The organism is Agarivorans aestuarii, from assembly GCF_019670125.1.
Taxonomy (GTDB): domain Bacteria; phylum Pseudomonadota; class Gammaproteobacteria; order Enterobacterales; family Celerinatantimonadaceae; genus Agarivorans; species Agarivorans aestuarii.
Window position 1 is genome coordinate 3,636,566 of the sequence record NZ_AP023033.1, and the last position, 24,049, is coordinate 3,660,614.

Consider the following 24,049-nt stretch of genomic DNA (forward strand, 5'->3'; position numbering starts at 1 on the left):
TAAATGGCTAGGCTATGAACAAATCAATCGACCTAAATCTACTAAAAGTGTTTATAGCGGTATATCGCCATCGCTCAATTACTGTTGCAGCGGAGGCCATGCATCTAACCCAGCCCGGCGTGAGTGGCATTCTAAAGAGGCTTCAAGAGCAACTCGGAGTTAAACTGTTTACTCGAGACGGCAGGGGTATAGCGCCCACTCATCACGCGCGCGAGTTAGCGAGGAAAATTGAACCCGCACTCAGTCAGATTCACAATGCATTGGAAAGCCTAGAAGCATTTAATACACAAACTTACCGCAAGTTTGTGGTACATGCACCAGAGCCTTTAATGCTAACCCTGCTGCCCAAATTAGAGCAAGACGACACTCTAGGTAACATAGAAATTGAGTTGCACCCCACCCTTTATAACATCGAGCAGCAGCTTAGCCTTTTAAACCAACAACAAGCCGATCTGGTGATTGAATTCGCCCACCATTCCGCAGCATCTTTCTTTTCGGAAACACTGTTTAGTGACCAAATCTGCGTTATTGCGCGTAAAAAACACCCCCGCATTAAGGGCTCAATAAGCGTCGACAACTATTACCAAGAAAAACACATCACACTAAAACTAAGACGGGAAGATACCTATCTTGCAGATTACTTTACCGAAGAACTTCTAGCAGAGCGCAAAGTGGCCGCAGAATGTGACTCAATGATGGTCCAAATGTCTATGGTAGCCAACTCTGATTGCCTTGCCGTGGTCTCTAAAGCACTCGCCGAACAATTTGCCATGAGCCTAGGTCTACAGATCCTTTCTTCCCCTTTTACAGCCATTCCAATCACCTACCGCTTAATGGTTCATAACCGAGAAAAAAGTAGCCCCGCTAACCAATGGCTAAGGGAAAAGTTAAAACAGTGCTTCCAATAAGCGAGTAGTTCATTCTTTAATTGTTTCCTCGTCAGCTTTCTTTACAAACAGCATTTAATATCAATTAGATCAATAAAAAAGGTCAAGCTAGCTATAGAGTTGCGAGTTTGGTACAGTAATTGCCTGTAACTGGTCGAACCATTTATACCAAGGAAGATTGTTTTGAAACTCAAAGATGTACTGTTTACCGTTGTAGGCTTACTGGCCTCTTTTGCAAGCCACGCCAGCATTATCACTTTTGATGAGCTGAGCAACGGTGAAATTGTTAATGGCCAATACCAGCTAAGCCATGGCGTTAGCATTGATGCTACCAACGTACGCGTGGGCCAAAACAACCTAGCCGTCGCCTTTGATACCAGCTTGATTAATACGCAAGACCCCGACCTTGAATCACCCTTTAGTAACATTAATCAGCCAAACCTTGGTGTTTCTAACCCAGGTAATGTGTTGATCATCCATGAGAATCCAAGTTCTTGTGATGGCCTTATCTGTAATAACCCTGATGATGAAGGACGTCGCCCAGCCGGTTACTTCACCATTAACTTCTCTAGCGCAGTGTATTTAGAAAGCATCGACTTCTTCGATATCGAATTAGCAGAAAATGGCTATACACCACAAAATGCCATTCACTTGTTTGATGCACAAAACAACGAAATTTTCCCAACTGATTTCTACACTCCGCATACCGGCGGTGACAATACTTGGGATCGTTTGAACTTCGAGGTGGCCGAAGTAGCCTCAATGCGTATTCATCTAAACGGTTCTGGCGCTATCGATAACATTCGCTTCTCGGTTCCTGAGCCTGGCAGCATCGCCCTATTTGCCCTCGCCTGTTTTGGCTTAGTAGCAAGACGCTTTAAATAAAACCAAAAACGCCGCTTACTCTAAGCGGCGTTTTTAGTTAAACCTCATTCATTCGGCTTAAGCCAAGCCAACTTATGCACTAAGTAAAAACTGCCCACCACATATAAGCCCACCAAGCTTAACTGAAAGATCCGAGCGTAAAACTTAGCGCTAGCCAAACCACCATCACTGCCAATAGTGCTGCCTAATATGATGATATAGGCCGATAAACCCGCTGCTACTATCGCGCCTTTAGGGTGCAGGTAAATAGCTTGAGCGATCAGCATAAAACTAAGGGTGATTAGCAGCGCCATAAAACTAAACTGCGGTGCAGCAACTAATAAATTAAATACCAGAACAGCAATTAACCCACCTACAATGTTGGTGAAAATAATTCCTATACTGGCTTTTGCGCCTTTAGTTAACTCGGGGTTTTGCGCCAAAATTGCCACAAAAATAACCACCAGCAAATCACTGAGTTTATCGAAAGCAAAAAAGTAAATAATAAGCGGCAATATAACAATGGTGCTCACCATGGCTTGGCGAGTGGCATCTTGATGATTTAAGCACTGCGCCTGCGGCTTTTCGGCGGCTTGGTGAAAATCGTCATTAACCGGAACCAGCCAATGCACAAAGGCCACGACCAGCAAGGCCAATACAAAGGCCAGCATAAAGTCGACCACGAAGCCAGAGGCTGCCGCCCTGCTAGTACTGGCTAACATCGGTAAGGCAATCAGTGCCACCAACAGAAATAGCACCACCAATTCATTTAAGCCGGTACTGGCGCGGTAAAAGACAAAAAACAAACACCAAGCCAGAATAATAAACAGCAACATGGGATAGGGCTGGGCAATAAGCACCACCCCAAGCCCCACTAAAAAGCAGCTCAATACCGCCAAAGCTAGCGTTTTAACCAGCGCTAAATTTAGTGGTGGCTTGCCTGGCAATAACAACTGAGCGGTAAAAATGGCAGTAACAAAAGACATACTCCACTCTAAGCTCACTGCTAGTACTAGTACCAAGGCACTAACTACACTAAAGCGCAACATATGCGCTTTTAGAGAATTAGCATGCGCCGAAGTTAAAGCCTTAGTAGACATAGGAGAACCAGCTCTTCACCCTTAAGGCCAGCTTAGCCAAGGCTTTCATTATGAAGGTGCCTTCGGTGTATACGGTAACATCAGCTTGAGCGCCGATTCGGCGTAACCCTTGGGCCGAGTCGTCAGAGAACTTGATAATAACCGGAAAACGCTGTGGATCGCGCAGCCAACCAGCAGTTTTGGGAATACTAGGAAGAGCACCTAAATTATTTGATTGCCCGTAGTTCACCGCAAAACCAATCGATACCACTTCACCCTGATAGATTTTGCCCGGGGCAATATCAAGGGCAATTTCTACCGGATCACCGGCTTGAATATTGGCAATATTGTTTTCGCGCATGTAGGCCTCAATCCACACCTCTTTGGTGGTGACAAAAGTCATCAGCGGTTGGCCTTTATTAGCATAATAACCGGCTTCAAGTTGTAAGTTAGTCACACCTCCCTCAGAAGGCGCAACAATTACGGTTTTAGATAAATCTAAACGGGCTTTGCCCAACTTGGCTAAAGCCGATTGCAGTTTTGGGTTATCTTCGCCACTTACCCCAAGGTTTTGTTTAGCTTGCTCCAACTCTGCAGTGGCCTTAGCTACTGAAGCCTTAGCTTTGGCCACATCGCTGCGCGCTCTATCAATGTTTTGCTGCGGCACTACATTTTGGTCTTCTACGGCAAACAAACGATTGGCGTCGGTAAGAATCGCTTGATAAGAGGTGGAAGCCTCTAACAGACGAGCTTGCGCGGCAGAAACACCCGCAGTTCCTGCGCCAATTTCTTGCCCGGCTAACTCTAATGCAGCTTCGGCTTGCGTGACCGCCAGTACGTATTCTTCTTCGGCTACCTTGGCCAAAGGTTGGCCTTTTTCAACTAACTGGTTGTTCGTAACATTCACTTCAACCAGCTTGCCCGATACCGAGGCGGCAATCGGCACCACAAAACCAAATACTCGAGCATTGTCGGTATTGGGCGTCACTCTATCGCCCACGACATAAATGATAAAAACCAAAACACACAGGGCAAATACCAACAACGAACTTTTACGTAAAGGGTTGCTTGGCGCAGCTTCTGAGGCTTCATTATGTTCAGACATCGTGTTTCTCTTACTTCCGTGTTTATTTTACTTAAGGCTAATTTTTGTTTTGCTACTTATTCGTTAGCATCTGCCTGCTCTTGAGAATTTAGCTCTAACCATGCTACTAACAAGCGGTAACTAACTGCTAGAACTACTGCTCCTAAGAACAACCCCACAAAGCCAGACATTAACATTCCCCCTAAAGAACCTAACAAAATCACCAGCATTGGCACATCTACGCCGCGCCCAAGCAATAAAGGTTTGAGCACATTTTCACTAAAGCCCGCTAGTATGCTCCATACAGCAAAAATCCCTGCCACCACCGTAGACTCGTGGTTAAAGACATAAATAACTACCGGCAATACCACTAAAAAAGGCGGTAATTGGGCAATGGCTAAAATCAGTACCAATACCGACCATACAGCCGCCCCCGGTACGCCTACGGCAAAAAAGCCGATTGATAGTAAAGTAGCTTGAATAACCGCAACACCAAGCACGCCTTTTGCCACACTTTGAATGGTATTGCTGGCTAAGTTGGTAAGGTAGCCACCGTGATTACCAGCTAAAGCGTGCGCCAGAGCTTGAACGCCGAGTACCACTTTTTCACCGTTAGCCATAAATACCCCAGCAATAATTACCGAGAAGCAAAACATCAACAAGCCGCCAATTAATCCACCCGCAAAGCCAATGACTTTTCCAGCAACGTTACCAACTTGAGCCGCGTACGAGCCCAAGTAACGCTGCATATCGCTAGCCGCCAAGGACCACTGCGCATGCACTTTTTCACCAATTAGCGGCCAAGATTTGATTGAATTTGAAGGAGGAGGAATTTCAAAGGTGCCCTGCTGAACTTGCTTACCTACAGCAGCTAAACTGTCGATTGCTGCGGTAGTGACCTTAACTCCAGGTACCAAAATTATGGCTAAAAACACCAGCACAATAATGGTGGCTGCTACGCCACCTTTACCCACCACATTTTTGAGTTTTAAATACAGAGGGTTAAGCGCTACAGCCAAGATCATCGCCCAAATAACCGGGGTAATAAAGGGCCGCACAATGTCGATACACCATGCGGCTAACAAAAATAGTAAACCTATTTTTATGGCGGCTTCCATTGCACCGCGCTCAAAGGTTTTTTGATTCAACATATCCATGTTCTCTAGGTTATTAAAATGAACTGAAGTTGCTACCCTGCCACTTCAGTGATGCTAAATAGTATAGAGAATAAGCCAAGTAATTGTTTAGTTTATTAAAAACAATCTATAGATAATTTTGCTAATTTAAGCGCCTGCTTGTTGCACAGTTTTGCCACTAAACTAGTGCCTATTGACCTTTGGTGTTGATGTTTTGTTTGCTTATCCGAATCCTCCGAGCAGCATCAGCAAAGATAAGCAGACACTCGTATTTCCTTTATTTAAAACTGCAAGCTTTGCTCCTCTCCCACATAAACTAGAGTTTGTCGCTGAATATCAAAAGCGCTAATTAAGTGAACATTAAAGGTACGTTGCTGCAACATACCAGCAAAACTGCCGCGGCGTTTGGCAATATGTAAACAGCGTTTACTGTTATCCCATTCAAACACAATTTCGCTATAGGCCCCTTGCTCATAGCGATAACTGTCCCCCTCATCTTCATACAAGCAAAAGTGGCCATCCTCACCCGCGTATACTTCAATAGTAAGCGGGTCGCTCGGTAATTCATCGTGATACTGCACCTCAGGGCCATGTGGAATAATGGCTCCGGCTTTTACCAATAAAGGCATAATGTCGATAGGCGTGCTCATGGCAAGGGTTTGCCCGCCTTGATAACAGTGCTTATTCCAATAGTTATACCAGGCGACGCCTGCTGGCAGAACCACCTCTCGCTCTGGGGTAAATAGCTGCAATTTTTGATGCTTAATACCTGAGTGTGCCCAACTTAAACTGCACTTAGATGAGCCCTGCCAATGGGCATATTCCACCACCAAATCATATTGCTGATTTGCCCGCAGCTGGCAACTAGCTTTGTGATTAAGCTGCGCCTGCGGCTGCCAGCTGTCGATAAGCAGTTCGCCATCAAGATAAAAACGCACCCCATCGTTAGCATGAATCAGCCAGTTGTACTCGCCATCGACCGGCGCGGCGAGCAGCCCTTGCCAACGTACGCTATAACCACTTAATGGCAAACCCGCTGGCGGGCCACCTGCCCAGTTGCCATCGATGCTTTCAACCACTTGCGTAGCTACCAGCTGTCTGAATTGATCATCAGAAAAGTGTTGCTCGCTAATGCCTTGCAAGCCTTCCGCCGTGTGCAAATGCTCTGGAGCAATCAACTGTTGCTGCAAACTTTGTTGATGGAACATAGCTTGGGTAACTGGGCACACCATCAAGCTGTCGCCAAACATAAACTGGTCACTAATGTTATGCAGCTGTGTTTGTTGCCTAAAATCAAAGGCCAGCAAACGCATCATGGTGCCGCCATGCTCTGTAATATTCCAAGCTTGTGAATAGATATAAGGCAATAGGCGATAACGTAATTTGTTGAACTTTAACAAGGCGTCAAAGGCCCAATCTCCCGGCTCTCCAAACTGATAGATTTCGCGCGGGGTATTGGCGCCGTGAGAGCGAAATAGCGGACAAAAAGCCCCATATTGGAACCAGCGAACATAAAGCTCTTTGTAGGCATCATCGTCTACACCTTCGGGAAAGTTCGCACCAAAACCACTGGTAAAAAATCCACCAATGTCGGTAGTCCAATAAGGTAAACCCGCGGCACACAAGTTTAAACCTGCTGGAATTTGCTGACGCAATACTTGCCAAGTGGAACTAATGTCTCCCGACCAACAGGCCGCGGCATAACGCTGCTGCCCTAAATAACTAGAACGACTGAGAGTGAATACTCGCTTATCTTCACCGCCTTGCGCAATCTGCTGTCGCTGCGCCTCATACACACCACGGGTAGTCATCAATGAATATCCGTTAAGCACCTGCTTCCAAGAACCCAGCTCGGTATCACGTTGTTGATAACAAAAGTCCACCCCATCTTTAGGGTTCTGGGTTGAGATAAACTCAGGCTCGGTGCCATCCATCCACAGCGCATCTACTCCCAGATCCATTAATCCAGCTTTAACGTGTTGCCAGTAAATATCACGAGCGCCTTGGCTATAAGCATCGTAAATATGACCATCGGCCCAATGTTCAGTTTCGAATAAATAGCCATTTTCTAACAAGGCCTTAAACACTGGGCTGCCCTTGCCAACAATTGGCCAAATCGACACCATAAGTTTGAAGTGCATATCATGAAGTTGAGCAATAGTTGTGGCAGCATCACCAAACACTTGCGCGTCGAACTGCATTGCGCTCCAGCCCATATCTCCCCAGTATTTCCAATCTTGTACGATGTTATCGATGGGAATTTTTTTATCGCGGTAAGTTTTAGCAGTGGCAACTAGCTCGGCGGCATTTACGTAACGCTCTTTGCTTTGCCAGTAACCATAAGCCCAACGGCCAAACAGCGGCGCAGCCCCAGTAAGCTTTCGATAATGTTGAATAATTTGATCAAACTCGGGGCCATAAATAACGTAAAACTCTATGCACTCTCCAGCCGCAGAGCTAAAACTAAAGCCCTCTCCTTGGCTAGTAAACTGGGTAAAAGCAAGTTGGTTCCATAACACCGCATAACCTTTGGTAGATAGTAGCAAAGGGGCTGCTATACCTTTATTAGATTGGCAAATCTCGCGGCGTTGATCTTGGTAATTAAAGATCCCATCAGGATATTGGCCAAGGCCATAAAAAGCCTGCTCGCCTTGACTAATAAAGTGCTGGCTTGCTGCCTTATCATCGCTTTGTCGGGTGAAAGCTGTTTCCCCTAAACGCAGTAGCTCGCCTTCGGCATTGCTAAAACTAAGGCCGTTTTCGCTAAGCGCTATACTAAGTCGCTCACTACGTAACTGGCTGGCTGAACTATGCAGCGCCTTAATCGTTGGCTGCGGCAATACCACCAACTCACTAAGAGCATTTGCCTCTTTTAGCTGTTCGGCCGTTAAAGCAATCTTCACTTTAACGGTACTTGAATTAATAAAGCCTAGCTCAGCAAGGCCTTTAGTGAGTTTGCCATCTTGCAGAAAAGAGAAGGGAAATAAGTGTGACGACATCCAATAATCCAGGGGCAACTAGCGATGAACTTAAGTGTAAATCACCGGCTAAGATTTAACGGCTTACTAAAGCAGCAAATAAGCTTAGATAAGTAAATTTGCGGTATTGCGCACCATTAAGTTTCAATAAAAAACCTAATTCAGCCACTCGCGTGCTGATTCGGTAATTGCCACTACGGCTGGGTTGGCAATTCTACGCTCAGCGGTAATCGCAAAGAACTGTTCTCGCACATCTTGGGTACTACCAATTAGGCGAACGCCATATTGCTTTACCACTTCATCGGCAATGGCGGTCGGCACAATAAACGCGCCAACGCCCGCTTGACCAAAGGTTTTCATCAAAGCACTATCATCAAATTCCCCCATTATCAGGGGGTGAATATTTTGCTTATCAAACCACTGTAATAAGCGCACGTGCATAACATTAATTTCGCTAGGGATCAGCAACGGTGCGCCATCTAAACTTGTGGGGAAATTTTCTTGCAAAGGCCCAGCAATGTGTGGGCTAGCCACGAAGCTAACCCCACTCTCACCTAAGGCATGATTAAAACCACGCACGCCTAAACCAGGAGGCACTGGTCCATCCGCCAACACTAAATCCAAACGGTTTAGGGCTAGCTCTGCCAACAAACTCTCTAGAGTGTTTTCTTTGCACAACATACGTAAAGGCTCACCCATGTTGTAGGCCGGCTCTAACAAGCGATATGCAATGGTTTTGGGAACCACTTCGGCGATGCCCACTTTTAGCAACTGCGGACGTTCTGCTGACCCTTGCCGTAAGCTATCTTCCAGCTCTTCACCTAGAGAAAATATCTCGTCAGCATAACTCAAGGCTAAACGGCCAGTTTCAGTGAGTTCTAAATTTCGCCCCACTTTACTAAACAAAGCACTGCCAAAATGCTGCTCCAATAAACTGATTTGGCCGCTAATCGTTTGTGGCGTGATATGCAGCAATTCACTGGCTCGAGCAATACCGCCTTGCTTGGCAGCCACCCAAAAATAATGCAGATGTTTATAATTTATCACAGCAAACACTTCGTATTTTTCGAACCATAAGGAAAGTATATTCGAGTATACCTAAGTGTCAAAGCCCATTAAGGTGGAGCTTGGTGATTCAAAATATTGATTCAAACTTAGGAGCAAACTATGCCAGGTAGTATGACAATTGATATGCATTCACAAAACTTTCCGCTCGACGAATCCTTGCGGGGCTACATCAAGCGGCGTATTAACTTTGCGCTAGGCTCTCAGTTCGACAACATCATGCGCATTGCGGTGAAGCTATCAGATAGCAAAGAAGCAAGCGGCGCCAGCGGCAAACGCTGCCAGATATTAATTAAACTTGCAGGCCAAGCCGATGTAGTCATTGAAGATATCCAAGCACAAATCTATGTTGCCATCGACCGAGCCGCCAGCCGCGCCAGTCGCTCGGTAACGCGACGTATCGCCCGAGTAAGAAATAAGGCACTTCGGGCTCCCGACATTAGTGTTGCCGACTATTACAGCTTGAGTGATGAAGACGATAACGACCCACTAAATAGCGAATTTGTAGAGTTCACCGAATACCCACCAAACACTGCTGAGGAAGGAGTGACAAGATGAACAATCACCCTATTAGCAATACCCCTAGCCATGTTAACGAGAGCGTATTAGCCACCAATAAAGTTATTCGCAATACTTATGCCTTGCTCTCCATGACGCTTATGTTTAGTGGCGCTAGCGCGGCATTTTCCATGGCAATGAACCTGCCCCACCCCGGTATCATTATCACCTTGGTGGGCTACTTCGGCTTGCTGTTTGCCACCATGAAACTGCGCAATAGTGCTTGGGGCATAGTTTGCATTTTTGCCCTAACTGGCTTTATGGGCTTAACCCTTGGGCCGATCCTTACCGCTTACTTAAGCCTGCCAAATGGCGGCCTGATTGTGAGCCAAGCCATGGTAGCTACCGCGGTGATCTTCCTATCGCTATCTGCTTATGCCATTACCAGTAAAAAAGACTTTAGCTTTATGGGCGGCTTTTTAATGGTGGGCATTATAGTGGCTTTTCTTGCCGGTTTAGGCGCAATTTTCTTTGCCATTCCGGCGTTATCCTTAGGTGTATCGGCCATGTTCGTTCTGTTGATGTCGGGACTAATTTTATATGAAACTAGCAACATCATTCATGGCGGAGAAACCAATTACATTATGGCTACAACCTCGTTGTTTGTTGCCATCTTCAATTTGTTCACCAGCTTGCTGCATATCCTTGGTTTCCTCAACGGGGAAGACTAGCTAAGCAAGAGGAGAAACTAGCATGATTAACAATTTACTTAACCAATTTTTAGGTGCTTCAGGCGACGCTCCCAAAACCGCACAGCAAAGTGGTGGAGTATTGGGGGCAATTCCAGGTGGATTAGCCGGAGGCGCTGCTGCCGGTGGCTTAATGGCCTTATTAGTAAGTAACAAATCCGCACGAAAATTTGCTGGCAAAGCGGCAACCTATGGCGGTGCGGCGGTGCTTGGCGGTTTAGCTTATAGCGCTTTTAGTAACTGGAAAAAGCAATCTAGTTCTTCGCAAAACCTCCATACTAGCCAAAAATTGGAGCAAATTGATCAATCCAGCTTTACGAGTACCGCCAATAACAACGACTTTCAGCTCACGATACTTAAAGCGATGATCGCATCTGCCAAGGCAGACGGACACATTGACGAGCAAGAGCAACAGCGGATTTTCGAAGCGCTAGAACAAATGGCGCTTAGCGAGCAAGTGAAGTCAACCTTGTATCAACTAATGCGCCAGCCCATCTCCATAGGTGAATTAGCGAGTGACATTGACACCATCGAGCAAAAGTCTGAGATCTACTTAGCCTCTTGCTTTGCGATAAATTTAGACAACCCTGCTGAGCAAGCCCATTTGGATGGCTTAGCCTACGCACTTCGCCTTCCTTTCGATTTAGCCGAACAGCTGCAAAAACAGGCCCACCAAGCCTTAAACGAAGCGGCTTGAATTTTTCAATTTAGCAAACCGGCATGGATGCTGGTGCTAAGCCCTACCCCATTCAGCGCATCCCTCTGCAGCACTTAAGGCGACTATTTGCTAAACTAACCCCATTAATTAAGTAAAGGCAGCAAGTCGTGAACCGCAAAAAGAAAATCAATGAAACGCTGAAGAAAAAAGCCAAAAAGGCCAATGCAAAAAAACACAGCAGCAACAAACCTCGTTATATTTCAAAAGCAGAGCGCGCAGCGCTAGAAGCAGAGCAAGCTAATAGCGAGCCAAGCCAACCTGCACCTTTAGAAGAAAGTAAGCCCCAAACCTAAGCGAAAAGATAATTTCTTTACTAACAAATAGATAGTGATGCGGACTGTGATTAGTTCAGCAAGCGTTTCATCTATAGTTGAGAGATTCATTAATTATCATACAAGCATGAGTAAGCTCACATTAGTGCTTTTTCGCAACGTAATTATCAAGTTTCGCAGTGCTCCCCAGATAAAAGGAGGGCTAAGGTAGCCTTAAGCTAAGAACGGTTTAAGGAGTAAGACTCATGCGTCAGCATGCTATTAAGACAGGAATTTTTAAAGTGGCGGCGCTTGCTGCTGCATTTTGCAGCTTACAAGTAAACGCTGCACCGTTAAGAGATGTAGTAAAAGGTCAAGATACCTTCATTGGTGCGGCCTTGGAAACTCGCCACCTTCAAGACAAGCAATTCGCTGAGACACTGGCTCGCGAATTCAACCAACTAACCCCCGAAAACGAAATGAAGTGGAGCTACTTGCAGCCAGAGCGTGGCAAGTTCACCTTTGATAAAGCTGACAAGCTGGTAGATTTTGCTCAAAAGAACGACATGATGGTTCGAGGCCACGCCTTGGTATGGCACATTCAAAACCCTGATTGGTTAGAAAATGGCGACTTCTCTAAAGAAGAAATGCTAAAAATCATGGAAGAGCACATTACTGCCGTAGTAAGCCACTACAAGGGTAAAGTGAAATACTGGGACGTAGTGAACGAAGCCTTAGACGACAACGGTGGCTGGCGCCCAACCCTTTGGTACAAAGCCCTAGGTGAAGACTACATTGCCAAGGCATTCGAGTTTGCCCATGAAGCCGATCCCGATGCCATTTTGGTTTACAACGATTACTCTACTGAAGGTAAATCACCTAAAGCCAACGCGGCTTACCGCTTAGTGAAAAAGCTAAAAGAGCAAGGTGTGCCAATTCATGGTATTGGTACTCAAGCCCACTTGGTGGTTGGTGTTCAGCCACGTGTAGCCGACATTGCAGCTAACATTGAACGTATTAAAGAATTAGGTTTAGAGTTTCATTTCACCGAAATCGATATGCGTATGCAAGACCCCGCTACCGACCGCATGTTGCAGCAACAAGCAAACATGTATGAAGATTTAGCTAATCTAACAGCTTATTTTGATAACGTTAACTTCTTCACTACTTGGGGTATTAGTGACAAATACAGCTGGATCCCTCATTGGTTTAAAGGCTACGACCACGGTCTAATGTTTGATAAGCAATACCAAGAAAAGCCAGCTTACACAGCGGTAAATAAAGTATTTGCCGATAAAGCCCAAGGCAAATTTGATTGGGAGCCACCAGCACCATTAGCTGATGTAGGTCGTCGCTTCGAAGCATTTATTAGTAACGAAGCTAAACAAGCTATGCCACTAGACGGCGACATTGCCAAGTGGAAAGAAGCAGTATTTTATCCATTTGCCTACAATCAATTAGGCGGTAAAGATTTAACCTTACCAGCAGAGAGTAACATTTCAGGTCGCTTTGCTTTGCTTTTTGATGACAACACCCTTTATGGACGTGTAGAGCGTAGAGACGACAAAACCGTTATCGGTAACAAAGAGCAAGTTTGGGAAAATGACTCTGTAGAAGTATTCCTAGGTTTTGGTGAAGAGTTTGCACAAATTCGTGCGCTAGTTGGTGAAGAGTTTGCTCCTACTGCCTTCCAAGCAGATATCAAAAACTATTGGAGTGAAGATGGCACAGTAATGGAATTCTCTATTACGCCAAAACAAACTGATACGCTATCTGGCACTACCTTAGGCTTTAACATTGCTTTGGCTGACAATGATGCTGGCCCAGAGGCAGGTCGCTCTGCTCAGCTTTACCCAGTTCCTGGTACTAACAACGGCTGGCAAGGTCATGATTTTGGTGAAGTATTCTTTACTGCTCAAAACACTGAAATCAGCGATAAGCTAAAAGGTCAAGTAGTGAGCTTTAAAGCAGAACCTGTTGATGGCTTAGATGCGACAAGCGCCTTTGATTTATCACAATGGGAAAATGCTTACCACTACCCATTTGCCTTCAACCAACTTAACCCGATCAACCAAACGCCACCGAGCCAAGACATTATTCATGGCACTTGGCGAGTAGCATACTCTGGCAATACTTTGCATGGTGTAGTTCACCGCCATGACAATAAAACGGTAACTACTGGCGATGATTGGCAAGCCGACAACATTGAAATTTTCATCAAGGTTGGAGAAGAGTTTGTACAATTGCGCAGCATTGTGGGCCAAGACTTCCAAGAAAACACCTTCCCAGGTAAGCGTGTTGCTAAGTGGAATGAAGATGGCACCATCATGCAATTCTCAATTGAGCTGCCAGTAGACAGTTTGGCGGGTAAAACCATTGACTGGAACATTGCACTAGCAGATAACGACGATGGCGAGTCTCGTAGTTCGCAGCTATACCCTGTTCCAGGTAACAACACTGCCTACCTAGGTGAGCAACTTACGATTTTAGAATTCGTTAAATAAGTAAGCACACCTGCAAAAAGCCTCGCATTCGCGAGGCTTTTTTTTGCCAAATCCGCCAAGCCAGCCTTCGCTTGATTTATCAACAAACTAAAGCTTACTATTGTTAGGCCGATAGCTAACTAAGTACGTTTATAAACAAATGCTTAGTTAATTAACCAAGGGGCAAGCGATGAGCTTTGAGCTATTCAAAAAAGTCTTCTTTACTTTGGTATTGATAGCCCTAGGTGGTGCCGCTCTTAGTTACATTTTTATCTACCATGTTCACGGCCGTGGCGTGAGCGCCAAAGACGGTTGGCTATTTGATATTCAAGGTTATCACCAGGGTATTAGAGAATCGAAACTCACTGAAAAGCCACTGTTTTTATATTTACGTAGGCAAGCCTGTCAGCGCTGTATTGCCTTTGAATATGACTATCTAAACAATCCTCAAATCAAACGCATGCTTGAAGACTATGTGAAGGTGCAGGTGGACATTGATACCGACCGCACTCACGAGCGTTTTGCCGACCAGTTCAACCTTAATACTTATCCATCTTTGTTTGTGATGTTTGACCCTGAGCACCACGTTTCAAGCTATCTAGTATTAGAAATGAATCAAATTTGGGTGGCGCAAGATACCTTGCAGAAGGGAAATTTCATGCCACTTTCTGAAGCAAGCTTTAGTTTATCTGTGACCCGTGCGACAATATTGGCTCGAAAAGCAGCCAACATGGAAGAACCAAGCGGTGAAACTCCACCTTAACTCGCTACTCTCTTATTCTCTTGTCCTAACATTGTGGTGTTTTAGCCTTAGTAGCCAAGCCAGTGAAATGGTTGACGGTTTAATGGATGACGATTGGGGCATCGCTTTTGGTTTTAGAAATGCCACTATCCCTTTTCGCTCAGAAACCAATACCGTTGCCGATGTTATGCCGCTGCTTTATTACAAAGGCGAACGTGTATACCTAGACGGCTTAGAAGCCGGCTACAAAATATGGAAAGAGGACGACTTTGATATCTCTGTTATGGGCCGCTATCGCTTCTTCGACATTCCTTCTGAATATCAAAACCAAATTCGCGGCGACGGCATTGATTACGGTGTTCGCAGCCAATGGCGCTTCAAACCAGATTATTCTTTTAACACCGAGCTTTTAAGCGATGACTCAGGTAATTTTCATGGCAACTTGGGCCTTACTTGGCAGAAGCATTACAACCGCTGGTATTTAGCGCCCTACGCAATCGCACACCTAAAAAGCAATGGATACAATACCCGCTACTACGGCCTCGAACTTTTTGAAGCTCAAGCTGATATAGATTTAAAAGCCGGTATCGATATGCGCTACCACGTATGGCGAGATTTCTATCTAGTGGGTCGTTTAGGTGGTACTTATTACGGGCAAGAAGTTCGCAGTGTAGAAATCATCGACAAAGATTTTCAGTTTGAAAGCTTTCTCGGCATTAGTTTTTTCAATCAACAATATCAAACCACCGAAGGTGACTGGCCAAAAGGTTACTTGAGAGTCTCCCATGCTTGGGCTACCCCTTCTAACCTAGGCGATATCATCCACTTCAAAGCCGAAAAAGATGAATATAACAACCAGTTAAGCTCGGTGTTTTATGGTCACTTACTCAGTGAAACTTTGCTCGGCTTCCCGATTGACGTTTACCTAACGCCAGGCTTGGCTTATCACCACAGCTCGGAAGTACAAGACCCTATTCTAGAATACGTAGTGGCCTTTAAAGCCTACTACACCTTCACTTGGCCAATTCGTTGGCGTTTTGGTGTAGCAGAGGGTTTATCTTACGTCACCAACATCACCTATATTGAAGAAGTCGATTTAGCCGAAGACGGAAAGGGATACAAGCCAAGCAAGTTGCTCAACTATTTGGACTTTTCTTTAGATGTAAACCTAGGGGATTTGTTTAGAAAACCAGAAATGGAAAAAATGTGGTTGGGTTATAACATCCACCACCGCTCGGGCATCTTCGAGAACTCATCGCTGTTTGGTCGAATTAAAGGTGGCAGTAATTATCAAGGCATCCACTTTCAGTGGCATTGGTAATACGTGGGCAACCGCAATAGCTCGAAGATAGCTAGCAGAATCGTTGCATAATAAGGGCGTCTTCACGCCCTTTTTTATCGCATGGATAATAGCCCTTGCGGCGATCTATTTGCTGAAACTCAAAACGCAGATAAAGCTTCTGAGCGCTAGCATTGCTTTCTCTTACTTCCAGCAAAATTTGTTGCCAATCCTGCTCATAAGCCATCGCTAGCATGGCCTGCATAAGCTGGGTGCCTAAGCCCTTACCTTGCTGTTCGGGCGTTACCGCAATATTAATCAATTCAGCCTCGCCAGCCACCACCCGCAAAATAATGTAAGCCAATAAGCAGTCGTCTTGCCAAAGGCCAAGGTTTCGATACAAACCACCAAAGTTACTGGTGAGTAAAGCGCGGCTCCATGGGTGCGAATGCGCTTGTTGCTCTATGTTTAGCATCATCGGCACATCCATCACCGATAGAGGGCTTAGGCTTGTTTTAAGATCTGAGCACATATCTGCTGCCATAAAATACGCTTAGCTTGTTTATCGCTAGCCAACTGCTGTGGGTCGCAAAACAAAATTTTAGAATGCTTAGGTGCGGTGCTCAAAGGATCGGCCCATAACACCCAAGTATCGATAGCTTCTGGAAAATGCGCAGCACTACAAATATGAATATCGGCCCACTCTAGCTTCATCGCAGCAACAATGCCTTTAAACAGCGCTAAATGCAGCTCTAAAACTGCAGGCTCTATAATTAGCACTAGCGGCCAAGACGGCGACGCTCGCAGAGTTTTGCTTACCGGAGTGGCCCGCTTGAGCCATACGTCGATATCCATCTCTTGCAGGTATTGCCGCGCTTGTTTATCTATCATAATGAGCTTCTAAGTTGCTGAATATTAATCCGCTTAAGATTACTTTTTCTTTAGGCTTAAAGTAGCTTTATTTGCCCCTTGGCTACGCGCTTTTTTAAACTTATCACGCGCCTTGTTGCTTGCCGCTTTATTCACAAACACCTTTTTCTCGGTGGCTGCTTTGGTTTCTGGTGCAGTTTTACTTGAATGGGCTACAGCTTGATTAATCTCGGCCATTTCTGCATCTGTTAAGTTGCGCCATTGGCCAGGGCGAAGTTTATCTAAGTGCACATTCATAATACGGGTGCGCTTAAGCTTGGTAACTTCATAACCTAAGTATTCACACATGCGGCGAATTTGACGGTTTAAGCCTTGAGTAAGCACAATGGTAAAGACAAACTTGCTGTTTACCTTCACCTTACAGGGCTTAGTCACGGTATCTAATATCGGCACGCCACGTTGCATCCGTTCAACAAAACGCTCGCTTAGGGGTTTATCTACCGTCACCACGTATTCTTTATCGTGAGCATTCTCGGCACGCAAAATCTTATTCACGATGTCGCCGTCACTAGTTAGAAAAATGAGCCCTTCAGAGGGTTTATCTAAACGGCCGATAGGGAAAATTCGCTGCTTATGACCAATGGCATCAATAATGTTGCCTTTAACATGACGCTCTGTGGTACTGGTGATGCCAATGGGTTTGTTGTAGGCAATGTAAACACGATCAGATTTATTGCTAGCGATAGCTTTTATCAGTTTACCGTCTACTGCAACTTTATCGCCCGGTTGAACTTTAGTCCCTAACTCAGGCTTTTGACCATTAATGGTTACTCGCTGCTGTTCAATCAGTTTATCGGCTTCACGACGTGAACAAAATCCCGAGTCACTGATAAATTTATTTAGACGTTTTTCGTTTGATGCGCTCACAAAAAGATCCACTAGCTAATTAACGCGCCTATTAAACCATAGAATAGCTAGCTCAATAAGCGCTTTTAGAACTAGCTCGCCATTTGCAGCGCCATTTCTCGGCCTTGGCCGCGGATTTTGTCGATAGACACATAAAAAGAAGATGGCAATACCAGTGCGCCAGAATTTGCATGGCTGGCAAAGTAATCAATTTTGGCAGCTTTGCTTTCCAAATGATCCCAATCTTGATGTAGGCGACAAGCAAAGTTAAGCACCAAGGCACGCAGCGGTTCAATTTTAGCGGCATCGGGATTTACATGAAACTCAATGGTATCCACCAAACGAGGGGCAAACTTCCAAGCGCGTGCTAGTTCGGCGCCCAGTTTTGCGGTGGTAGTGCCTAATAGTTCTTGCTGCACCGCTTGTCGGTCTTCACCTTCTGCCACTCTTAAGGCAACTTGTTCAGCTACATCAGGAGCTAGGGTATATACCATCAAATCGCCAATGTTATGCAAGATCCCCGCGGTGAACATTTCATTGGCATCAATACGTACTTTTTCGGCGATTTTGCTGGTAATACTGGCGATTTCAAAGGTATCACTCCAGTAAGTTTGCATATCCAACTTAGGCACTTTGGGAAAGGCACTGGTAAGCCAAGACACTACAATCATGGTTTTGAGCGGGGCAATACCCAAGCGAATAACGGCTTCGTTAACCGAGGCAATGGTTCGGCTGCGGCCAAAGTGGGCTGAATTAGACAAGCGCAATACGCGCGCGCTAATCACTTGGTCCATGGATATTTTCTTTGCCAGCATGCTAAAGTCGCAATCAGGGTCATTAAGCATACTAACCAGTTGCTGAACCACACTGGAGACTTTGGGTAATTCATTCACACGGGATAGTAATTCTTGTTCGGTCATCCAACCCTCCTGCTAGAAAATACCGTCACTACGCTTACACCGTATCAAAGCAATGCCATTTGCTTGGCCACACGCTTAGTTAAGCCAAGCTTAATACATAGTTCAAGCTAAACAAATAAATAACAACAATATCAGTATGATTTGTATGGGTAAAGAAAGGATTTGTCAGCGAGTTCGCTAAGCAAAACCTTTATGTTGTTATTCTTTTTATATCAGCTTTAGCTTGCTACACAAAGGATTCGCTATCGGCTCGCCGATTTCCGGTAATGGCCGCTGATCACTATCGCCATAGCCAATCTTAAATCGCACCCGATTTACACAAATCTTTTCTATTTCTGGTTTAAATATATCAAACAGCTCAAAGCGTTGTTTTAGCTCTGGATGACTAGCTTGATAACTAGCCAACTCTTGGGCAAGCCAGCTATAAAACTGCTGTTCACTCACACCCAAACTGACCAACTTAGGCGAAACAAAGCGCAGCACCGTAACAAAGTGGCCAGTAATCAAATCATGGATCAAATAGTTAGCAGGCAAGCGAGTTAAGTTACCTCTCACTTCGCTATCTAAGCTTTCAAGCTCAGGAAATGCTTGGTCGATTAAGCGCAAATCACCATGAAAGTCTTTAATAATGCAACCAGCAGGTTGGTGTTTATCCAGTACCAAGGTAATGTTTTGCCCGTGGGCGACCAAGGCTACCCCATAGCGACACATTAAGTGATACAAAGGCACTACCACGTGCTTAAACAGCTTACGCAGCCACGTTTCAGCACTAATCTCAGCTAAGCTGATCAGCGCAACAATCGCTGCTTCTCCGCCATTGTCTTGCTGCATGAGAGTGGCCATAGACATCGGCCGCTGCTGCTGTGGAATCACCGCTTCTGCGCGCTCTCGCCATATACAGCCCAGCATTTCTTTATAGCGGTAAGCCCCCACCTGCAGCCGTTGCTGCTGAGGATGAGGGCAAAATACGCCAGCCACCTCTTGTTGAACATACAAACCACTCTCTACAAACAAAGCGTCTTGCTGGCTCAAGCCCGCTAACCATTCAGACAACTGTGGCCCCTGAGCAATAAACTGCCCGGGGATCCCTCGATAACAAGAAGTATTAAGAATGGTTAAGGCGGTTTTCACATCAAAAGCTAAAGCTGGGTTGTCGCTGCTTAAGGTGCGAATAGATTGCTGCGCTAGCCAGCAATCGGCTACTTCGCCCAAGTAAATCATTGAGCCTTCGGCTAAGTATTGCGCATATTGCACCTGAATAAAGCGCTCAAACTGCCATGGATGAACCGCCAAAACATAATAGGTATTCTGCCAATCATTAGGCAGTTTGGAATTCATAGAGCTAAATGCTTGCTCACTCAAGGTTTGTTCAAGTAGGGCTGCTTGGCTTAAGCCGGGTTTAAAGCCTACCTGACAAAGCATTTTATCTACGGCTAGGTAATGCAGCTTAATTGCGCTTGCCGATTCTGGCGCATAGCTCGCAAGCTCTTGGCTACCCCAGCCTAAACGCCCCTTGTTAGCAATGGCCTTAGGATGGGCGTCTAAATATGCTTGTCGCTGGGTTTCGTTAAGCAAGACTAAATCGGTCGCATTGATGTTTTGTTGCTGCTCCCAACGCAGCACATCACTGTATAAGGTTTGTTGTATCTCCTCTAACAGCCCGGCCAAGTTAATATCACCAATCTGAATTTGGCTTTGAATATCCAACAGTAATTCACTAGCAAGCGGGACACTTGCATCACTTAATTCAATACTTGATGGCTCAATAATGAACATGCCCCAGATAGTCTGCTTGGCGTTAAAGCGCCAGTTACGACTTGCAGTAGCAAGAACATATTGCAAAGTATCTGAGGATTTAGCTTGCAGATTACTAACGTCCACTAGGCTAAATTGAAGCCGTTCTTCAAACTGTAATTCACTCAAAATTTTTGCGACCAAATGAGTATTGGCCAACTGCCACTGAGCTTGATTGAACATTACTTCTCCTAACCCCTTGTAAAACTAAGTTTATTTTTTGTTGCTATTTTTGTTAGCAATATATTGACATGAGCCACAAAAATAAACAATGATAATGCAAATTATTATCATTTGCATTTAAGTTGTAGTTTTGTTGTATCGCTGCTTACTCATTCTTTTGGGCTTAAACCAAACTCTGGTGCTGGCTTTTTTGCCAGAACTATCGAACTTACTCGGGTTTAGCCAAAGCGAAAAAGACTTAGGATTAGTCACCCTGATCTTAAACCTGAACCTAATCACTTATTGGTTTGGCGTGAAATTTTGGGGAAATAGACTTAGCCAATTAGGCCTTTGGACTAGCACCCGCATTGCTGTGGGCGGCTTCTTGGCAGCCAATGTATTATTTTGGCTAAGCCTTTTTGCCAGCGAGCAAACTTCGCTACTGGTAGTTGGCGCAAGCCGTTTGTTGTTGGGTGTATTTAGCAGCTCTTTTGTTATTTTGGCTCACTGCCACCTTTGCGTGGTAAACAAAACTAACCTTGGGCAACTGGCCAAAACCAGCGGTGCCATCACCATTGGCAGGTTATTAGGGCCAAGTTTGGCCTTACTTCCTCTGGCCACAAATTGGCTTATGTTTAGCCCTATTTTGCTGGTTTTACCTGCCTTGTTGTATTGCCTTAGCACCACCCCGCCATGGTCTAGCGCTAAGCAACAGCAAACCCCAAATCACGCTATAACCCCATCTAAGTCTTGGCATTTTAAAAGTATTTTAAGCTTGGCGGTGCTAACCACTTCGCTAGTTAGCATTGTTCAATATTATATTCTTCCCCAGCTATTTAACTTTGGTTATCAGGGTGAACAAGCCAGCAAGGTATATGCCTCTCTACTGCTGTATTTAAGCGTGGCACTGATTGTTTATCAGTTCTTCTTACTGCCTGTAATCTCACGCTACTCGAGGCTTATTCCCGGCATATTTTTACTTTTTCTTGGTAGCGGCGCCATGCTACTTAGCCTCTCGGTTGCCAATTGGTGGCTGTTATTACTGGCATTAGCCCTGTTAGCTTTTGCCATTTCAGGCCTGCCAAGTTGGTATAGCCAACAAGCTTACCAAGCCAATTCATCACTTTCGTTTAGAGCAAAACGAAGTGCCTATTTAGCCAGAGCTCACACCGCTGGCTACCTGCTAGGTACCGCAGTAGCGAGTATCAGCTTATTGCTGAGCATCCCCCTGCTCACCCCGATTTGGTTGTTCAGTTTGGCAATGATCGGATTGATCGTTCACCTAAACCGACAAGCTCAACTGCAAGCAACTCTTACGTAACAACAATAACTAAGGTTCAAGGAAGATAATGAACAAACTAAACACTTTAAGCACCAAATTAACACCACTAGCACTCGTGCTGTTTGCCAGTTGTGGCCATGCAGCCAATACCTTGGAAACGGTGGTAGTCACCGCCAACCGGGTGGATACCTCAATCTCAGATATCGCAGCCACCATGTGGGTGATTGAGCAAGACCAGTTAAACCGCGAAATAAACACCGGTGCCGACTTAAAAACCGCCTTAGGTCGTCTTATCCCTAGCTTTGATTTTGGTAACGAAGGACGCACCAATTTTGGCCAAAACCTGCGTGGCCGCTCTGCGCTGGTAATGATTGATGGCGTATCGCTTAATTCAACCCGCGCAATTAGCCGCCAGTTAGACAGCATAGACCCATTCAATATTGCTCACGTAGAAGTACTATCGGGCGCAACATCGATATACGGCGCAGGCGCAGCCGGCGGTATTATCAATATCATCACCAAAAAAGCGACACCAGATGAAACCAAAGTTGAGCTAAGAGTTGGCGGTTCTTCTGGTTTTAACAGCAGCGAAGATCTCAACAAGAACCTAGCATTAGCAGTTTCTGGTGGTAGCGAAAAGCTACGAGGAAGACTGTCTGCAGCCTACGAAGGGCGCGGCGCATCCTACGACGCCAATGGCCAAATGATTTTGCCAGACATCACCCAAACCGATCTGCAATTTAATCAAAGCATCGACATCATGGGTAATCTTGAATTTGAACCCACCAGCGAACAGCTATTATCGCTTACAGGCCAATACTACAACAGCGAGCAAGATACAGAGTATGGCACTTATTTAGGCCCTAACTTAGCCGGTATTTTTGGTGCGCCAGAGCTAATTAGTATTCAAAAAGGCCTGCAATTAGAGGAGCAACCCGCCACCGAGCGTGTGCTTGTAAATGCGCAATACCAACACAACAACCTGCTAAATCAAACCATGCTGGCCCAGGCGTATTACCGCAGCGAGTCGATGCAGTTTTATCCCTTCCCATCGATTTACCAAGTAACCGGTTCGCCGTTACCCGGTAATAGTTACCCCTTATACGGCGCGTCATTACAAGAAACCGATGTACTTGGTGCAAAACTACTGTTCACTAAAGACTTTGATAGCCTAGAAGTTAGCTACGGTATTGATGCCGAATCTGAGTCTTTTTCTGCCAAGCAAAAAATCTTTGATACCAACACCGCGCTAGCCTCTGGCGGCATGAACTTTAAGCAAGTACAAACCCTGCAGCGCTACCCAGATATTGATACCCAAAAGCTATCGGCTTTTGGTCAAGCGAACTGGGATATCAACCAAGATTGGAGTGTATCTGGCGGCCTACGTTACCAATACATTGAACATGAAGTAGGCGACAATGTAGGCGTATTGCAACAACACTTAGCAGGCATTGGCGCTTACGGCCCAATTTCACCTGATACTATTAAAGGCGGCAAAACCGACTACAACGAGCTGCTGTTTAACCTAGGTGCGATTTATCGTATTAACGACCAACAACAGCTTTGGGCCAACTTTAGCCAAGGTTTCAACTTACCAGACCCAGCCAAATACTACGGCAATGGCACTTACAGTGGCACCTATGGAGACGGCCCAAGCTTGGTTGACAGCATTAACGTTGCCGATAACCGCCTTGAAGGGGTTAAAACTAACTCACTCGAACTAGGTTGGCGTACCGCCCAACAAAACTACGATGTGCAACTAGCGGCTTACTATTCATTGTCGGATAAAACCACCTCTTACGATCGCAGCAACCTAGCAGTAGTGGTGAACGACGATGAACGACGCATCTACGGGCTGGAAGGACAAGCCAACTACCTGTTCACCGAAAATTGGTACGGCGGTGTACAAGCGCATTTAATCAAAAGCCAAACTAAATCTGATGGCTCTTGGAGCGCACTAGCAGCCGAAGAAACCAGCCCATCCAATGCCGTACTGCGCGGTGGTTACGACAACTTTAACTATGGCGCCGAGCTGCAATGGCAAACTCTGGCTGACTACAGCGATGACAACGGCGGAGAGCTTAAGGGTTATTCGTTAGCTAACTTAAGCGCTTACTACGCCTTGCCGGTTGGCCAACTTAACATTGGTATTCAAAACCTCTTCAACAAAGACTACGAAACCCTATGGTCACAACGCGCGCAGATCCTTTACAGCAGCATTTCGGCACCAGAATTGTTTAGCTTTAAAGGCCAAGGCAGAACCTACGCACTTAGCTACAACGCTGAATTCTAGGGGATAGCG

The 24,049-nt window shown here is 45.5% G+C and carries 21 protein-coding genes; 11 read left to right on the forward strand and 10 right to left on the reverse strand.

The genetic code is table 11. The annotated features are described in order from the left end of the window. Positions 1-14 precede the first annotated feature (14 nt). Positions 15-908, forward strand: coding sequence for a LysR family transcriptional regulator (locus tag K5609_RS16960; RefSeq protein WP_221074664.1), 894 nt, complete (start codon positions 15-17; stop codon positions 906-908). A gap of 162 nt (positions 909-1,070) precedes the next feature. Further along, complete coding sequence (locus K5609_RS16965) at positions 1,071-1,772, forward strand: PEP-CTERM sorting domain-containing protein (RefSeq protein WP_221074665.1); 702 nt, start codon at positions 1,071-1,073, stop codon at positions 1,770-1,772. A 44-nt stretch (positions 1,773-1,816) separates the two neighbouring features. Here K5609_RS16965 and K5609_RS16970 read toward each other — a convergent pair whose 3' ends face one another. The 5 genes from K5609_RS16970 to nhaR all read right to left on the reverse strand — a co-directional run bounded on the left by K5609_RS16970 (position 1,817) and on the right by nhaR (position 9,075). Further along, positions 1,817-2,851, reverse strand: coding sequence for a DUF2955 domain-containing protein (locus K5609_RS16970; RefSeq protein WP_221074666.1), 1,035 nt, complete (start codon positions 2,849-2,851; stop codon positions 1,817-1,819). Continuing rightward, positions 2,841-3,935 carry an HlyD family secretion protein gene (locus K5609_RS16975; RefSeq protein ID WP_221074667.1) on the reverse strand — a complete coding sequence of 365 codons (1,095 nt, stop codon included), beginning with the start codon at positions 3,933-3,935 and terminating at the stop codon, positions 2,841-2,843. The genes K5609_RS16970 and K5609_RS16975 overlap by 11 nt, the downstream gene beginning before the upstream one ends. A 56-nt stretch (positions 3,936-3,991) precedes the next feature. Then, positions 3,992-5,065, reverse strand: a complete 1,074-nt coding sequence (locus K5609_RS16980) for an AI-2E family transporter (protein ID WP_221074668.1) — start codon at positions 5,063-5,065, stop codon at positions 3,992-3,994. Positions 5,066-5,331: 266 nt separating this feature from the next. Next, entirely contained in the window at positions 5,332-8,049 is a 2,718-nt protein-coding gene (locus tag K5609_RS16985) for a TIM-barrel domain-containing protein (RefSeq protein ID WP_221074669.1), read from the reverse strand. Between the two features lie 135 nt (positions 8,050-8,184). Beyond that, on the reverse strand, positions 8,185-9,075 hold the full coding sequence (gene nhaR, locus K5609_RS16990) for a transcriptional activator NhaR (RefSeq protein ID WP_246611881.1): 891 nt from the start codon (positions 9,073-9,075) through the stop codon (positions 8,185-8,187). Between the two features lie 120 nt (positions 9,076-9,195). Between nhaR and K5609_RS16995 the strand changes: the two genes are divergently transcribed. The 7 genes from K5609_RS16995 (at position 9,196) to K5609_RS17025 (ending at position 15,855) form a co-directional block, all read left to right on the forward strand. Beyond that, entirely contained in the window at positions 9,196-9,651 is a 456-nt protein-coding gene (locus tag K5609_RS16995) for an HPF/RaiA family ribosome-associated protein (protein ID WP_221074670.1), read from the forward strand. After that, the gene (locus K5609_RS17000) at positions 9,648-10,322 is read left to right on the forward strand and encodes a Bax inhibitor-1/YccA family protein (RefSeq protein WP_016401582.1); all 675 of its coding nucleotides are present in this window, start codon (positions 9,648-9,650) and stop codon (positions 10,320-10,322) included. Before K5609_RS16995 ends, K5609_RS17000 begins: the two co-directional genes overlap by 4 nt. Positions 10,323-10,344: 22 nt before the next feature. Then, positions 10,345-11,037: a tellurite resistance TerB family protein gene (locus K5609_RS17005; protein ID WP_221074671.1), complete on the forward strand. Its 693-nt coding sequence runs from the start codon at positions 10,345-10,347 to the stop codon at positions 11,035-11,037. Between the two features lie 128 nt (positions 11,038-11,165). After that, positions 11,166-11,351, forward strand: coding sequence for a DUF2986 domain-containing protein (locus K5609_RS17010; RefSeq protein ID WP_221074672.1), 186 nt, complete (start codon positions 11,166-11,168; stop codon positions 11,349-11,351). Positions 11,352-11,575: 224 nt separating this feature from the next. Further along, positions 11,576-13,813 carry an endo-1,4-beta-xylanase gene (locus K5609_RS17015; protein ID WP_221074673.1) on the forward strand — a complete coding sequence of 746 codons (2,238 nt, stop codon included), beginning with the start codon at positions 11,576-11,578 and terminating at the stop codon, positions 13,811-13,813. A 169-nt stretch (positions 13,814-13,982) separates the two neighbouring features. Beyond that, positions 13,983-14,555, forward strand: coding sequence for a thioredoxin family protein (locus K5609_RS17020; RefSeq protein ID WP_221074674.1), 573 nt, complete (start codon positions 13,983-13,985; stop codon positions 14,553-14,555). 67 nt (positions 14,556-14,622) lie between these two features. Further along, complete coding sequence (locus K5609_RS17025; protein WP_221074675.1) at positions 14,623-15,855, forward strand: MipA/OmpV family protein; 1,233 nt, start codon at positions 14,623-14,625, stop codon at positions 15,853-15,855. A gap of 31 nt (positions 15,856-15,886) precedes the next feature. Here K5609_RS17025 and rimI read toward each other — a convergent pair whose 3' ends face one another. From rimI to K5609_RS17050, 5 genes are all read right to left on the reverse strand, one after another. After that, complete coding sequence (gene rimI / locus K5609_RS17030) at positions 15,887-16,357, reverse strand: ribosomal protein S18-alanine N-acetyltransferase (RefSeq protein WP_246611882.1); 471 nt, start codon at positions 16,355-16,357, stop codon at positions 15,887-15,889. Next, on the reverse strand, positions 16,318-16,704 hold the full coding sequence (locus K5609_RS17035) for a DNA polymerase III subunit psi (protein ID WP_221074676.1): 387 nt from the start codon (positions 16,702-16,704) through the stop codon (positions 16,318-16,320). The genes rimI and K5609_RS17035 overlap by 40 nt, the downstream gene beginning before the upstream one ends. Before the next feature lie 39 nt (positions 16,705-16,743). Beyond that, positions 16,744-17,610 (reverse strand): 23S rRNA pseudouridine(2604) synthase RluF, encoded by an 867-nt coding sequence (gene rluF / locus K5609_RS17040; RefSeq protein ID WP_221074677.1) that lies wholly within the window; start codon positions 17,608-17,610, stop codon positions 16,744-16,746. Positions 17,611-17,681: 71 nt separating this feature from the next. Next, positions 17,682-18,509 carry an HDOD domain-containing protein gene (locus K5609_RS17045; RefSeq protein ID WP_221074678.1) on the reverse strand — a complete coding sequence of 276 codons (828 nt, stop codon included), beginning with the start codon at positions 18,507-18,509 and terminating at the stop codon, positions 17,682-17,684. A gap of 207 nt (positions 18,510-18,716) precedes the next feature. Next, a complete protein-coding gene (locus tag K5609_RS17050; RefSeq protein WP_221074679.1) occupies positions 18,717-20,486 on the reverse strand; it encodes an IucA/IucC family protein in 1,770 nt (589 codons plus the stop codon). Positions 20,487-20,676: 190 nt separating this feature from the next. Here K5609_RS17050 and K5609_RS17055 point away from each other — a divergent pair, with 190 nt between their 5' ends. Both K5609_RS17055 and K5609_RS17060 read left to right on the forward strand, forming a co-directional pair. Then, positions 20,677-21,786, forward strand: coding sequence for a hypothetical protein (locus tag K5609_RS17055; RefSeq protein ID WP_221074680.1), 1,110 nt, complete (start codon positions 20,677-20,679; stop codon positions 21,784-21,786). A 28-nt stretch (positions 21,787-21,814) separates the two neighbouring features. Further along, a complete protein-coding gene (locus K5609_RS17060; RefSeq protein ID WP_221074681.1) occupies positions 21,815-24,040 on the forward strand; it encodes a TonB-dependent receptor in 2,226 nt (741 codons plus the stop codon). Positions 24,041-24,049: the final 9 nt, after the last annotated feature.

Coding starts and splice junctions, on each gene's coding strand:
- K5609_RS16960 (WP_221074664.1), top strand. CDS start 15: ATGAACAAATCAATCGACCTAAATCTACTAAAAGTGTTTATAGCGGTA.
- K5609_RS16970 (WP_221074666.1), bottom strand. CDS start 2,851: ATGTCTACTAAGGCTTTAACTTCGGCGCATGCTAATTCTCTAAAAGCG.
- K5609_RS16975 (WP_221074667.1), bottom strand. CDS start 3,935: ATGTCTGAACATAATGAAGCCTCAGAAGCTGCGCCAAGCAACCCTTTA.
- K5609_RS16980 (WP_221074668.1), bottom strand. CDS start 5,065: ATGTTGAATCAAAAAACCTTTGAGCGCGGTGCAATGGAAGCCGCCATA.
- K5609_RS16985 (WP_221074669.1), bottom strand. CDS start 8,049: ATGTCGTCACACTTATTTCCCTTCTCTTTTCTGCAAGATGGCAAACTC.
- K5609_RS16995 (WP_221074670.1), top strand. CDS start 9,196: ATGCCAGGTAGTATGACAATTGATATGCATTCACAAAACTTTCCGCTC.
- K5609_RS17000 (WP_016401582.1), top strand. CDS start 9,648: ATGAACAATCACCCTATTAGCAATACCCCTAGCCATGTTAACGAGAGC.
- K5609_RS17005 (WP_221074671.1), top strand. CDS start 10,345: ATGATTAACAATTTACTTAACCAATTTTTAGGTGCTTCAGGCGACGCT.
- K5609_RS17015 (WP_221074673.1), top strand. CDS start 11,576: ATGCGTCAGCATGCTATTAAGACAGGAATTTTTAAAGTGGCGGCGCTT.
- K5609_RS17020 (WP_221074674.1), top strand. CDS start 13,983: ATGAGCTTTGAGCTATTCAAAAAAGTCTTCTTTACTTTGGTATTGATA.
- K5609_RS17025 (WP_221074675.1), top strand. CDS start 14,623: ATGGTTGACGGTTTAATGGATGACGATTGGGGCATCGCTTTTGGTTTT.
- rimI (WP_246611882.1), bottom strand. CDS start 16,357: ATGGCAGCAGATATGTGCTCAGATCTTAAAACAAGCCTAAGCCCTCTA.
- K5609_RS17035 (WP_221074676.1), bottom strand. CDS start 16,704: ATGATAGATAAACAAGCGCGGCAATACCTGCAAGAGATGGATATCGAC.
- K5609_RS17045 (WP_221074678.1), bottom strand. CDS start 18,509: ATGACCGAACAAGAATTACTATCCCGTGTGAATGAATTACCCAAAGTC.
- K5609_RS17050 (WP_221074679.1), bottom strand. CDS start 20,486: ATGTTCAATCAAGCTCAGTGGCAGTTGGCCAATACTCATTTGGTCGCA.
- K5609_RS17060 (WP_221074681.1), top strand. CDS start 21,815: ATGAACAAACTAAACACTTTAAGCACCAAATTAACACCACTAGCACTC.